This window comes from Ruegeria sp. D1(2025), from assembly GCF_056536425.1.
Genome location: NZ_JBQFPO010000013.1, coordinates 13,612 through 28,352 on the forward strand (window position 1 = coordinate 13,612; position 14,741 = coordinate 28,352).

A 14,741-nucleotide genomic window follows, 5' to 3' on the forward strand; every position below is an offset into this window, starting at 1 on the left:
CAACCTCCTAGTGCGGAATGCCAGAGGCCGCGCTTTCATCCACAAGCGCGCCTGTTGCGAAACGGCTGATGTCAAAGGGGCGGCTGATCTCGTGATGGCCGCCCGTGGCCATCAGATGTGCCAGCAGATACCCGCCCGCCGGGATCGCCTTGAAGCCGCCGGTACCCCAGCCGCAATTGAGATAGATGCCATCCACGCCCGACGGTCCGATAATCGGAGAACTGTCGGGCGTCACGTCGACGATCCCGGCCCAATGGCGCAGAAGCTTCACCTTGGCCAAGGCCGGCATCATCTCGGCCAGCCCGCCCAAAACGACTTCCTGCATCGGCAGGTTGCCGCGTTGACCGTAGGACGGCACTCGGTCCAGCCCACCGCCGACCACCAGCCCGCCCTTGTCTGATTGGCTGACATAAGTTCCCAGTGCCGGGCATAACACGACGGTATCCAGAACCGGCTTCAACGGTTCGGATACAAACGCCTGCAGCGCATAAGAATGGATGGGCAATTTGTACCCGGCAATTTGCCCCAGAACAGACGAATGCCCTGCCACAGAAGCGCCAATCACACCCGCGCGCACTTCACCCAATGACGTCTGCACACCGACGCAACGCCCGGCTTCCATCACAAAGCCTTGCACTTCGCAGTTCTGAATGATGTCTACCCCCAATTGGTCGGCCGCGCGCGCATATCCCCAGGCAACCGCGTCGTGCCGACCGGTTCCGCCACGCGGCTGATTGACACCACCATGAATCGGATAACGCGCATCGTCCCGGAAGTTCAGAACAGGAACCCGCTTGCGGATCTCTTCCCGGCTCAGAAGCTCGGCATCTATGCCATTCAGACGCATGGCGTTGTACTGCCGCGCGGCCATTTCCATGTCATGCTCGGAATGAGCGGTCACAAGCATACCGCGTTGCGAGAACATGACGTTGTAGTTCAGCTCTTTGGACAGGCGTTCGTACAACCGGACCGAAAAATCATAAAGCGCAGCGCTTTCAGGATAAAAGTAGTTGGAGCGGATCGCGGTGGTGTTTCGCCCGGTATTGCCGCCGCCAAGCCAGCCTTTTTCAAGTACGGCGACATTGGTCATCGCGTGGTTTTTGGCAAGGTAGTAGGCGGTTGCCAACCCGTGCCCGCCACCGCCGATGATCACCGCATCATAGGCTGGTTTCAGCGTGGCAGACCGCCAGGCTTTGGCCCAGCCTTTCTGACCGCGCAAACCTTCGCGAAAAACCTGAAATGCCGAATACCGCGTCATTCTTTCTTATCCATTGCCAGTGAATAGGCCACGAAACTCTGAATCAACTCAGCTGAAGGTTCCTTTCCGGTAAAACCCTTCAGGAACCCTTCGATCCGGCTGACCCGCACCTCCATGGTTTCGCGCATTTCTGCCGCGTGATATCCGATCTGCATGAAATACAGGATGCGGGCCCGCGCATCTGCGTCGCCTGCGTCGTAGCCGTGGCGCGCGTACATTTCGGTTATGGCGGCCAGTCGGGTTTTATCGGCGGCGTCGATCAGAGCATTGACCTGATCGTCCCGGCGCGCCCATTCCCGCACCGCAAAATCCAGCCCCTGATCGAACAGATCCGAGGTCACAAAGCAGCGGAAGAAATTGCAGACCGCAGCACAGATATCTGGCGCGGGTTTTGCGCAGTGGGTTACGATCGTTTGCGTGTTCCGTGCCTCCCACTCCTCCAGAAGCTTTGCCAGAAGATCGGCCCTGTCCTCGAAGTACCAGTAGAAGCTGGACCGCGAGACCCCAAGCCGACGGGCCAGAGACAGTATCTTCAGCTCGGCAACACCTTCGTGAACCAGAACGTCACGCGACAGGTTCAGCCAGTCTTCGCGGGTGACCTTGATGTTTCCGACCAGCGGGTCCTTTTCCGGGTCATCCCGGTTCAAAATTGGTTGGGCACGCTTGTTCATTCAACTCTCCGGCGGTGCACCGCCTTCCGCCGTGCGCTTTGCGATGAACTGTTTCAGGTTTTCGACCCGTGCACCATCCAAATCGGGTCTTTTGTCTGCAGCAAGAATATCTTTCCAGACCTTGGTCGCCCGCGCCGAGGCGCCAACTGAGCCGCGTTCGCTCCAGGTGCCGAAATTGGCATAGTCGTGCACAATCGGCTCGTAGAATTCGGTGCTGTAACGCTCCATTGTCTGCGGCGCGGCAAAGAAGTGACCACACGGCTCTACCTGCGACAGTGCCGAATCCAGTCCGATTTCATCGACCCCCGCCGCGCGCCCGGCGCAAAGTTCGGCCACCATGTTCAGAACCTCGGCGTCGGTGATGAGTTTCTCGTAGGAAACACTGAGCCCACCTTCGAGCCATCCTGCGGAGTGAATGATCACCGTTGCCCCGGCCATCAGGCATCCCCACAGGCCAAACTGGTTTTCGTTTGCCGCCTGCACGTCGTTCAGATTGGACGCTGAACCGGCAGCGGAACGCCAGGGCAAACCTATGAAACGCGCCAGCTGCCCGGCCGCAAGCGAGGCGTGAAAATGCGCAGGTGTCCCAAAGGCGGGCGCCCCGGATTTCATGTCGACATTGGACGTGAACGTGCCGTAGCAGACCGGCGCACCCGGACGGGCCAGCTGGGTCAGCGTGATCGCCGCCAGCGCCTCGGCATGGCTGAGCGTAATCGCCCCGGCCACCGTGATCGGAGCCATCGCCCCCATCAGCGTGAAGGGCGTGACAATCGAAAGTTGCCCGTGTCGGGCAAAATCGATCAGACCCTGCGCCATCGGGATGTCGAGTGTACGGGGACTATTGGTGTTTATGATCGTGTATGCATGTGGCGTGGCAAGGAATTCATCGTCCGACAGACCCCGAAAGTTCCTCAGCATCTCAAAATTGTCCATTGCCTGCGGTGTGCCACGGGAAAACAGGAACGGAAACTTGTCTGACAGCGTCAGTTGAACTTCGGTCGTGAAATAGTGCCGCAGATGGGTCGGCACATCCTGAGGTTCGACCGAGGGTGACAGCATCTGAAACACATCGAAGTGATGGTTGATCTGCGTGTATTCCCTGTAGTCCCGCGCCGAACCCGCACGCCGCCCCCGTTCGAGGTCGGTCGCGTTGGGTGCCCCGGCCCCGGCTTGAAATACAAGGCTGCCAAGCTCCAGTGTCACATCCCGGTGTCGCGCCCCCGCGCGGCAGGTGATGGACTTTGGCGCCGTTGCCAGCGCCGCGTCGACCATGTCGCGTCCTATATACACCATTTCGGTGTCCTCATCGACGCGGGCACCGCCCTCTGCGAAAATAGCCCGTGCCTCGGGCAACAGAACTTTTACGCCCAGCTCTTCCAGCAATCGCAGGGCAGTTGCGTGCATGTTCGCGATCTCATCTGCCGAAAACACGTCCATCGCCGGAAACGGGTTTTTGAGCTGGCGGTAGTTCACATCGCGCGCCGGGGTCCTGACGGTCTCGCCGCCGCGTCCCCTGCGCCTGCCACCCGGGCTGTTGTTTTCTGGGTTCATCGCATCACCCTGTCATCGCCAGACCTTGGGGATCATAGGGCGATGCGGCGATCACACGCGCCGTTTTTTCAACGCCCACCACATGGATCTGCAACTTGGTCCCTTCCTCGGCACATTCCCGATCCACCATGGCCATGGCCAGCGACTTCCGTACTGTGTGCCCGTATCCACCCGATGTGACAAAGCCCACGCGCCTGCCATCTTTCCAAACAGGTTCATAACCGCTGGCATCCGCATCCTGACTGTCGATCTCAACCGTGACGATGACCTGATCCGGTGTGGCCGTGCGTTCCGCTTCGGCCGCGGACTTTCCGATGAACGATTTGGACCAGTCGATCCAGCGATCCATTCCCGTTTGCGCGGGCGTGTACGCCTGCGTAAACTCGGCCGACCAGATGCCAAAACTCTTTTCCAGCCGCAGTGACAGCAACGCGTTGAAACCAACTTCACGTATGCCCAGATCCGCTCCGGCCTTCAGAAGGGTTTTTCGCAGAGCGATGTGTTCAGCCGCTCGACAGTGAATTTCGTATCCCAGCTCTCCCGCTACTGAAAGCCGGCCGACTTTGGCGCGGATCAGTCCGATATCGAACGTACCGCACCCCATGAACGGAAGGTCGTCGAGAGGGCCATCCGTCAGTTTTTCCAGAACCTTGCGGCTGTTTGGCCCCGACAGGCTGAACCCAACAATATCATCGGCAATGTCGCGGATCGCGACACCATCGGTCAGGTAGGTATTGAACCAGCGCATGTGCCATTCGCGCAGGTAGTAGCTGCCCATGATCCACCATGTGCCGTCGCCCCAGTTGAAGACTGTCAAATCACCTTTCAGCTTGCCTTCGGGGGACAGCATTGGGGCCAGTCTTGCCCGTCCGGGTCCAGGCAACTTGCTGGCCATCAGATTGTCCAGCCAGGCTTCTGCATTGGGACCAGAGATTTCGAAACGCGAGAATCCGGAGATGTCCAGCAGCCCGACGGTTTCTCGAACGGCTTTACACTCCTCGGCCACGAGATCGAATGCGTTGGATCGTTTAAGGGTTGGTGTTTCTGCAAAACCCTTGTCGGGGGCGAAGTACAGCGGAACCTCAAGTCCCCAACTGGCGCCCCACTGGCAGCCCGCTTCAGTCATGTCCGAATAGGCAGGCGCCATTTTCAGCGGACGGCCGGCCGGCAATTGCTCGTTCGGATAGGTCATCACAAACCGCCGGGTGTAAAACTGACCGGTGGTTTCCTTGATGTATTGTCTGTTCTCGGCAAATGGCCCGTAGCGCGCGACATCCATGCCAAAGACATCCGCCTCGGGCTCGCCATGGATCATCCATTCCGCCAGCGACTTCCCGACGCCGCCGCCTTGCAGAAAACCTGCCATCACCGCGCAGGCACACCAGTAGCCAGGCTTGCCGCGTACCGGACCGACCAGGGGGTTGCCGTCCGGTGAAAAGGTAAAGGCGCCGTTCACCCATGTTTTGACGCCCACATGCTGAAGATCCGGGAAACGCTCAAAACCCAGCGTCAGTTCTTTTTCGATCCGGTCCGGGTCCTCCTGCTGCAACTCGAATCCGTATTCCCAGGGCGCGCCGTCCATCATCCAGTGTTCGTGATCGATCTCGTAAATGCCCAGCAGTATGCCGTTCTGATCCTGCCGCATGTAGGTAAAGCCTTCGAGATCCACGACCAGCGGCAGTTCTCGTTCCAGCTTCTCGACGGCCGGGATCGTGTCGGAGATCAGGTAATGATGGTTCAGCGGCGAGACCGGCAGTTCGATACCGGCCATGCGACCCACCTGCTTGGCCCACAGGCCCGCGGCGTTGACAACATGTTCGGCGTGGATCGTCCCCTTTTCGGTCACAACCTCCCATCCGCCCTGGGTCTGGTTCAATTCCAGAACTCGGTTGTGTTCTATGACTTCTGCACCGTGCTTCCTGGCCGCGCCCGCATAGGCATGGACCGTGCCGGTGGTGTCGATATATCCTTCGCGCTCGGCCCACATGCCGCCCAGAATCCCGTGATCGGACATGATCGGGCACAGTTCTTTGGCCTCTTTGGGCGACACGAGACGCACGTCGTCGATGCCGATGGCCTGAAATGTCCGATACGCCGATTGCAACCATTCCCATCGGTCGGGTGTTCCGGCCAGGGTGAGGCCACCAGTCATGTGCATCCCGACGGATTGTCCGGATTCCTTTTCGATTTCGGACAGCAGGTCGATCGTATAGGCCTGCAATGCAGCGATATTAGGGTCCGCATTCAGGGCGTGAAAGCCGCCTGCGGCGTGCCAGCTTGAGCCCGCGGTCAAAATGTTCCGCTCGATCAGACAGACATCTTTCCAGCCGAATTTGGCCAGATGGTACAAAACAGACGCGCCGACAACGCCGCCACCAATAACGACCGCACGATAGTGTGACTTCATCGGTCCATTTCCTTCCCTGAGTGCTTTTGATCCGGACAGGCACAGTACTGTTCATAACTGTCCATTAGAGAACAGCATCAATAGACAGCTCTGTCCAGTGTTTTCTGCAAGGTACCCTTCGGGCACAAGCCCGCTTAAACTCGGACGCGGCCTAGTAGGATACCTTCAGGGTGTCACCGGTGATCACAAATGTCGGTGAATTGCCATCTATGGCATTTCCAACGAATTGCGCCACATCCAGTTCAGCCATGTTCGGAGCCTGAAGAACGGGGTACTCAACCCCGTTTTTCAGACCATGACCGCGAGGGAAGGAAAAAACCAACGTTACCGGGGAACGATTTACGTTTACGGCCCCGGAAACACTGAGCGTTGTGGGGTTCGTACCAAGCTGGACCTTCAGGATGCCATTGGTCAAATCCAGTTGTCCGATACCAAGGCCGCCATCATGTCCGCTGAGGTCCAACACGCCATTGCCGATCAACTGAACCGTTGCCGAGCCTCCGGTGGATTTGTCGGAAAACAGGACCTGACCACCATCGCCGCCACGCGCCCCTGCATAAGCAATCAAAGTGGCGCTGGCTGCAGTGCCCACATCCGTGAACGAGGTATATCCGCCCTCCTGACCCGGTTCATTGCCGCCCAGATTGTGAAAGATCGCAGTTTCTGCGGTCGGTGGAAGATTTGGCGCGCCGGTGCCGTAGGAAGATTCAAATATCGTATAGCCGCCAGCCTGACCGGGGTGGTTCCAGATTGTCGCCTTACCGGCACTGGAAAAGAATTCGTTCGGGGGTTTGATTGAAAAGATCGTATGCCCCGCGCCCGAGCTGCGGTTCACGGCACTTCCGAAATTCACAATGGTTGCGTTGGCGGCTGTGGCATAACCGTAGCGCGCTGTGAATTCGGTATGCCCGCCGCCTCCGGGCCAGTCTTTTGTTGCACCATAGTTGATATAGGTCCCGTCGCCCGCTGATGCGCCGGGATTGTCCATCGCAGGATAGTTGGGGTTGTTGTTGAAACTGGTCACGCCGCCATGCGCACCGTCGATTGTAGCCGGGTAGTTGTTGAACTTTCCCTGCCCGCCTGTCGCGCAGCCGTCAAAAGCGACGTCACCGCCATTGGCCCCATGCCAGTCCGCATCCACTGCGGTGCCGCCAAAATTCAGGTAGGTCGCCTGTCCGGCGGTCGAATAGTCGTAAAACTGCGTGTTGCCGCCATCACCGCCCGGGACAGTGCCACCGTGATTGATGAAAGTGCCCCGATCCGCAGATGCCGCCTGATGAAACACGGCATTGGCAAAGGTATCCCCGTCGCTGCCCAGAGTTCCAAAAATCGAAAAGGTCGCGGTTCCCGCGCGGGCACGTTCGCTGAATTTTACTGTGCCACCAAGACTGCTGTTTCTGTCCGGAGGGGGCACTTTCCCGGTTCTGAGGGTGAAGTACGCGGCCCCGGCATCGGCGTCGTCATGAAAGGCGATCGTGCCGCCCCCGTAGGTCGTTTCCAGCGACGGAGGGCCTGCGTAAAAACTGACCGGCCCCTCGCCAGCGGATGCAGAACCGGTGAACTTCAGCTGAGGTTGGTTGTAGGTTCCAAAGGACGCCACGATGAAGCTTTGGGTATTGAGCGATTGATTGACGATGCCGCGCCCGGTGATCGTCAGCGCGGGCTGCTTGGCAAGATCCCGGATTGTGAATGAATAGGCATCCGACTGTTCCGAAAACTCAAGACACTCGATCTGAGCCATTGAATCAGGAGTGAAGGTTATCGCGGTATGAGAGGATCCTCCGAACTGGGCGTTTCCAGTCGGTATCTGATCTGTGTCCCAGTTGTTTGGATCATTCCACTGATCGGAAGACGGATTTGCTTTCCAATTTGCGCTCGTCATGACGAATTCCTCTGTGAACAAACAATAGGTCTTGGGCACGCTCCCGAGGGGCGGGCCAAAAGTAAAAGGATGCGCGCGTGCCGTTTGCACACGCTCACTTTAGTCAAAATTCAAAAAGCCGCTTGAAAGTCGCCTTGTAGGCGTCAGACGCGCCACCCAACACCGGCGCGCCGTGGCCACAGAAAACGTGCCGGAATTCCAGAGCCGACAAGCGCTGAAAATCTTCGGCCTGAGGTTCAGATACCTGCATCCAGACCGGGCCGACATTGGCCGGTGTAAAAAACCCCATGCCTTCCATCATTTCGGCAGAATCCTTACTGAAGAATTCGTCAGGGTTCAGATAGTTCTGCAATGCGTCGCACGCGATCATTACACCGCCGTCCCGATTGAGCCTAAAAATGCATTCGGGGGTCTTGGTGGTCTTGAAGGTAAAAAGCTGCGCGTCTGATACCGGCAGTTCGCCGCCTTCGACCAGTTCACGATCCACCGGAACGCCTTCCTGACCGGCACCGGGCTGGGCCCAGTAGGTCGCGCCAAATGTGTCCCGGTAAAAGGCATCGTCGGCTCCGTGCAAACCACCGACCTGAACGACGTCGGTAATCCGGCCCAACTGCTCCAGCGCCTTCAACCCGTCATCGGAAAGCCTGACCGCATTGAACAATATCAGCCTGTCACCTTCGCGAACTATCGTCATGTTCCGGCTGAACTGCCAGTCAATGTCATTGAAATGCATCTCTCGTGTGCCGGTGACGAAAAATATGTCAGGCAAAGGCTCCGAGATGACTCCATGCGGAGACGCTGCCAGATGGCCCATAATTCCCCCCTTTAAAAAGCCCTATCCTAGCCTTTTTTCGGCTGGCAGGGAAGTATAGTCGAATTGACCTGCATACTGATACTCATCCGCAAAGGCGTGCAGATAGGTGTTCAGACAGTCTTTCTGGTCCGGTCGCAGCCGGTCGTTCAGGATATCTTCGAGACATTCGGTCCCGTCGCTGGTGTCCAGTCGCTTGAGCAAAAACACCGTGACTTCCCTGCCACCGAACCAGTCCTTCCCGATAGATTGCGCCGGACGCGCATTCGTCATGTCAAAGACAGATCCCGCCAGCACCGTCAGGTGCCGGGCAAGCCCGGTGTGGTCAATGACACGGGGAACAGGTCCCGGGTCAAAGGCGGGCAGGACCGGTGGCTGAAGAACCGGATGCCGGTTCAGCGCCGCAATGTATTCCGGGTCAATGCCGGCCTCGGACGCCCCGCGCGCCAGAATGTTCAGATAACGGCGTGTTGGCAGGCAGGCGTCGTTGACAAAATCCGGCAAGCCAACATAGGCCAGCGCCTGCTCGGTCCCCTGAACAGTTTCGATGTCGACCACAGTCCGGTCATACCCCACGCCATAGGCTTCCATCTGGTCGAGCGCTGCCAAGTCGGCCTCGTTGCAGCAATGCAGAACGCCCAGAACCCGGTCCTGTGGGTTTCCGGTGTGTTCGATATTTCCTACGCCCCCTTCGTGGCGAAAGAAATGCTCGACATTGAACGTCAAACGCCACCCCCTGAGCGTCGCCGCACGGGACGCCGAAGGTGTGACGCCTTTGGCTCTTAATGAAGTAAAATTCATATTAGAGCCGTATCCAAAATAGTTAATCAAGGTTATGCTCTATCTTAATTTCATCCTGTGTAATAATGCAGGAGCCCGCGTCTGTGTCACAGTTTTTTTAAACAGTTCCTTGTAGTCTTTCAGGAAGGTAGTTTCTGCCTTGCATCTTGAGATCGCCGGATACCAGATCGAACAGCAGATCGAGGCGTTTTACGCAAGTTCGCTTTTTCATGCCCGCAACAGCAAAAGCGGACAGCCGGCGATTGTCAAAACCTTGTCTGCCGAGTTCCCCGACATTCGGGATGCCAAGCGGCTGGAACGCGAGTATTGGCTGTTAAACGAGCTAGGCAGCCTGGACGGGATTATCCCGGTCACGGATATGGTCTTCCTTGGCAATGGTGCCCCGGTCATGATCAGCCCCGCGACCGGATGGACCTTGTCGCACTACCTGCGCGCCAAACGAACCGCCACATGGCCGCTTGAGCGTGTTGTCGACATCATAATCCGGCTTACCACTGCGCTGGACGCCATCCATGCGCGCGGTATGGTTCACAAAAACATCGCACCACAGAATATTCTGCTGGATGACACGGACTGGAGCGTCCGGCTGATGAATTTCGAAATCGCGACGGCACTGTCGCGGGAACATCAGGGGAAAGTCGCTTCGAAACTGATCGAGGGCCATCTGCCTTATATCTCGCCCGAGCACACCGCACGGATTTCGCACGATGTCGACTACCGATCAGATTTCTATTCTCTTGGTGTCGTATTCTTTGAACTTTTGTTTGGGCAATTGCCATTCAGGGCCGAAACGCAACTTGAATGGGTCCATGCGCACATCGCCAAGCGGCCACGTGTCCCGGATGATGCCGGGGCATATGTTCCAGCGACGCTGATCGAGATTGTGCTGCGGCTTTTGGCCAAAAACCCTGAAGACCGCTACCAAAGCTCGTTTGGTCTGTTGCACGATCTTGAGATCTGCCGCCGAAGCCTCTCGCGCACAGGTGAAATTGCGCCCTTTGATATCGCGCAGCGAGACACGTCCGAAACGTTTCGTGTTCCGCAAGTGCTGATCGGACGCGATGCCGAGCTGGAACACTTGACCCAATTGCTTGCCAAGGTAGAGGCCGGCGCATCCGAGCTATGCCTGATCTCCGGCAGTTCAGGGGTTGGGAAAACCGCGCTGGTCGCGGAACTGAACCGGCCAATTCTTGAGGCGCGCGGCTTTTTCCTGCGCGGCAAGTTTGACCAGTTTGAAAGGGTCAGACCTTATAGCGGCATTGCCGCTGCATTTTCCGGGCTGGTTCAGGAACTGCTGGCGGAACCGCCAGAGTCACTGGCGACGTGGAAATCAAACATAGTCGGCGCATTGGGACGAAACGCGCAGGTTCTGCTGGATGTCCTGCCGGATCTGGGGCTGATCATCGGACCGCAACCGCCGGTCCCGACCCTTCCTCCGACCGAGGCGCAGAACCGGCTGCAACTGACATTTCTAAGCTTCGTAAGGCTGCTGGCGGATGAAAACCACCCGCTGGTACTGTATCTTGACGACCTGCAATGGAGTGATGCACCGACACTTAACCTTTTGCAGAAAATGGCAACGGCCCGGGACATCGGTCATCTGCTTATTCTGGGCGCTTATCGCGAGAATGAAGTGGACAGCGGCCACCTGCTGAGCCTGATGCGCAAGGAGGTTGCCAAGACACGGACGGTACATGATCTGACCTTGCCGCCGCTCGATCAGGCGGTCGTGAACCAGATAGTTGCCCGGACATTCCGAACGGATGAGGCGGACACGCAAGAGCTTGGCGCTGTTCTTTTTCAACGAACCGAAGGCAACCCCCTGTTTGTAAAGGAACTGCTTCAATCCCTGTTCGACGATGGGATGATTAATTTTGACCGCACACATGGCCGCTGGACATGGGATCTGGCTGCGATCAGGAAGGCCGAAATTGGCGATAACATTGTCGAGTTCCTGATTGGAAACCTGAACAAACTTCCGGATGACACCAAGGAAACGTTGCGCATGGCCGCCTGTATCGGACACGAGTTCGACATGGCCAAGCTGTCGCTGATTCATCAGCGCTCTAAAGAGCAGCTGGGCATATCCCTGATGAGCGCCCTAGCCCGCAACATCATCCTGCCCTTGGACGACAGCTACCAGCTTTTCGATCAGGCCGCAGCTCTGACGGACGCCAGGGCAGATGCGGCAGTCAACCCGCGCTACCGGTTCCAGCATGATCGTCTGCATCAGGCCGCTTACGAGTTGATTGATGACGCCGAAAAACAGCCTGTTCATCTGTCGATCGGACGACTTTTGCAGAGCGAAGACACGGATGAGCCGCAAAACGAACGCCTGATCAAGATCGTTCGCCATCTGAACGTGGCCCGCGATCTGATCACCCGGAAAGATGACAAACGCGAACTTGCGGAGCTGAACCTGGCGGCTGCTCGCATTGCGCACAATGCGTCCTCGTATCAGGTGGCTTTGAACTATTTGCGTATTGCCCGGTCCCTCCTTCCTTCGAACCCGTGGCAAGAGGCCTATGGGCTGACCAGATCGCTATCATCGCTCTATGCACAAACCGCCTATCTGAACGGCTTGCATGACGAGGCCGATGCCGAGTTGTCGCGCGCGCTGGAAAACCTTCGGACCTCGCTGGACAAGGCGCGCGTTTTGTCGATGAGAACAAGGCATTACTCGACCTTGGGCCGGATGAAAGATTCCATCGATTCCGCCCTGGAAGGTCTGGCCCTTCTTGGGATCAGGTTCACGGCGGACGTCTCGGATGCAGAGGTTGAAGCAGAAATCGCAGAAATTTCGGTCAACCTGGCAGGCCGGGAGATTGCCGATCTGATCAACGCGGGCCGTATGACGGACGCCAATATGGAAACGGCGGTCGGGCTGTTGATGGAGATCTTTCCTGCGGCCTTTCTGTCAGGTGCCGGAAACCTGTTCCGTCTCTTGATCCTGAAATCCGTCAACCTGTCGCTGCGGTTCGGAAACTCGGCCGAAACCGCCTTTGCCTACTCGACGTACGGGATGTTGCTGTGCGGGGGCATGAACCGCCCTGCTGAAGCGATCGAGTTCGGCAAGCTCTCGCTTGCAATGAACGAGGCATATGACGACATCGCGCTGAAATCCCGCATTATTTACGTCTACACGATGTTCATCCACCACTGGGGCCACCACTGGAGCACAATGACAGAATGGTTCACCCGTGGCTTGGAGGCGGGATACCAGTCGGGCGATCTGTTGTATCTAGCCTATAACGCTCAGGATTGCATCATCTGGGACCCGCGTCTGGATCTTGAAACCGCAATTGCCGAACAGTCGCGATACATGGTGATCGTCAAAGACTGCAACTATGCGGACAGCTACGATTCAGGCAGTCTTTTTCTGCAGATGTTGCAGAATTTCGCAGGCAACACCCGGGATTTGTATTCACTTAGCGATGAGACGTTCGATGAAGTTTCCTGCCTGAATAGAATGACCGAGCGCGGGTTCATGACAGGTGTCGCGAATTATCACATTTATAAGACCGAACTTTACTGCCTGTACCGCGACTTTAAGGGGGCCGTTCCGCACGTGACCGCGCAGGAAAGGTTGATGGACAGTGTCATGTCGCTGCCGCAATCCGTTCGGTTCCGGTTTCTGGCCTTTCTGACCCATTCCGCAATTTACGAGACATCCCCTGCGGACGAGCAATCGCATCTTTGGCAGAAGATGGAGGATCACGCCAAACATATGGCCGACTGGGCCCAGCACTACCCCGAGAATTTCAGCCATCTCGACCTTGCCATGCGCGGAGAGTTTGCGCGCCTGCAGGGCGATATGTTGAATGCGCTGTCGTGTTATACCCGGGCCGTCGCATGTGCCGAAGAGAACGGGTTTACCCGCGACCGGGCCATGATTCACGAACTCGCGTCGTCGGCCTTTGAGAAGATCGGCCAGAATTTTGCGGCCAATGCGCATCTGGACGCTGCCCGCCGCCTCTACCACCGATGGGGTGCAAGGCGGAAGGTTGAGGTGATGGATGCCGAAAACCCCACCCTTCAACTCATCGCACCAGCCCGTTCATCGGGGGACAGGGATGCAGAAAACAGCGGATACTCGATCTCGCACAGCGCTCTGGACTTGCAGGCGGTCATGAATGCGGCCCGCGCGATTTCGGGCGAAATCGTGTTGAGCAATCTGCTGTCACGCACAATGCGCATTCTGCTGGAAAGCACGGGCGCGCAGCGTGGCGTTTTCCTGTCAATGAATGACGATCAATTGCTGGCCGAAGTTGAATGCGTCGAGGAAGAGGGCGACCTGGAAACACGCAATACTCAGTTTGAACCCGACCCCGATACCCTTGCAATGTCTGTTGTCAATTATGTGGCCCGAACCCAGAAACCTCTGGTTCTCGACGATGCAGCCGACCATCCCCGGTATGGCATTGATCCTTATGTCGTCAGGAACCAAATCCGCTCGGTCATGTGTGTTCCGGTGATCCGTTCCGACCGGTTTTCCGGGATTGCCTATCTGGAGAACAACCTGGCCGCCGGAGCATTCCCGGAGGAGCGGGTTGCAATTGCCGAATTGCTGACGGCGCAAGCCTCAATATCGATCGAGAACGCCAAACTTTATGTCGACCTTGAGCAGAAGGTCGAACAGCGCACCGCTGAGCTAAGTCAGAAAACAAATGCACTGGAAGCCGTCGCGAACCAGCTGTCCAAATACCTGTCACCGCAGGTTTATCGATCGATCTTCGATCGCAGGAAAGAGGTCAGACTGACGTCAGAGCGCAAGCTTTTGACGATCTTCTTTTCGGATCTGGTCGGGTTCACCGAGCTTGCCGAACAGATGAGTTCCGAAGATCTGAAGACATTGCTTAACCATTACCTGTCAGAGATGTCCGAAGTTGCTTTGTCTTTTGGCGCGACCATCGACAAGTTTGTCGGCGACGGAATTGTCATCTTTTTTGGCGATCCGGAAACCCGCGGGCCTGAAAATGATGCCATTGCATGCGCCAAAATGGCGATTGCCATGCGTGACAGACTTGGAGCGCTGCGCGAGGAGTGGCTGAAAGAAGGCATCCGAAAACCTCTGGAATGCCGCATGGGCATTCATACCGGATACTGCACCGTTGGCAATTTTGGCAGCGAGACCCGGATGGATTATACCCTGATTGGCCGCGCTGTGAACCAGGCCTCGCGCCTTGAAAACGCTGCGCGCACCGGTAGCATTCTGATTTCGCAGGATACGTATGACCGGATCAAACCCGAAATCGCCTGCGTCGAACATGGAACGGTTGAACTGCGCGGCATCGGGGCGCCCGTCAGAACATACGAAATCACTGGTCTGAAACAGGACGAAAACACCTGAGGTACATGAA

Annotated in this window: 8 protein-coding genes; 1 reads left to right on the plus strand and 7 read right to left on the minus strand. The window is 57.1% G+C overall.

From position 1 onward, the window contains the following. Window positions 1-7: 7 nt before the first annotated feature. From ACR1XU_RS20465 to ACR1XU_RS20495, 7 genes are all read right to left on the minus strand, one after another. Complete coding sequence (locus ACR1XU_RS20465; RefSeq protein ID WP_480908462.1) at window positions 8-1,258, minus strand: sarcosine oxidase subunit beta family protein; 1,251 nt, start codon at window positions 1,256-1,258, stop codon at window positions 8-10. Further along, entirely contained in the window at window positions 1,255-1,929 is a 675-nt protein-coding gene (locus tag ACR1XU_RS20470) for a TetR/AcrR family transcriptional regulator (protein ID WP_170808161.1), read from the minus strand. Before ACR1XU_RS20470 ends, ACR1XU_RS20465 begins: the two co-directional genes overlap by 4 nt. Further along, window positions 1,930-3,480: a trimethylamine methyltransferase family protein gene (locus ACR1XU_RS20475; protein WP_480908460.1), complete on the minus strand. Its 1,551-nt coding sequence runs from the start codon at window positions 3,478-3,480 to the stop codon at window positions 1,930-1,932. A gap of 4 nt (window positions 3,481-3,484) precedes the next feature. Then, on the minus strand, window positions 3,485-5,887 hold the full coding sequence (locus ACR1XU_RS20480) for a GcvT family protein (protein ID WP_480908458.1): 2,403 nt from the start codon (window positions 5,885-5,887) through the stop codon (window positions 3,485-3,487). A gap of 151 nt (window positions 5,888-6,038) precedes the next feature. Then, window positions 6,039-7,769, minus strand: coding sequence for a hypothetical protein (locus tag ACR1XU_RS20485; RefSeq protein ID WP_480908457.1), 1,731 nt, complete (start codon window positions 7,767-7,769; stop codon window positions 6,039-6,041). Between the two features lie 103 nt (window positions 7,770-7,872). After that, entirely contained in the window at window positions 7,873-8,583 is a 711-nt protein-coding gene (locus ACR1XU_RS20490) for an MBL fold metallo-hydrolase (RefSeq protein WP_480908455.1), read from the minus strand. Between the two features lie 21 nt (window positions 8,584-8,604). Continuing rightward, on the minus strand, window positions 8,605-9,411 hold the full coding sequence (locus tag ACR1XU_RS20495) for a gamma-glutamylcyclotransferase family protein (RefSeq protein ID WP_480812908.1): 807 nt from the start codon (window positions 9,409-9,411) through the stop codon (window positions 8,605-8,607). Window positions 9,412-9,520: 109 nt separating this feature from the next. Here ACR1XU_RS20495 and ACR1XU_RS20500 point away from each other — a divergent pair, with 109 nt between their 5' ends. Further along, window positions 9,521-14,731, plus strand: coding sequence for an AAA family ATPase (locus tag ACR1XU_RS20500; protein WP_480908453.1), 5,211 nt, complete (start codon window positions 9,521-9,523; stop codon window positions 14,729-14,731). Window positions 14,732-14,741 lie beyond the last annotated feature (10 nt).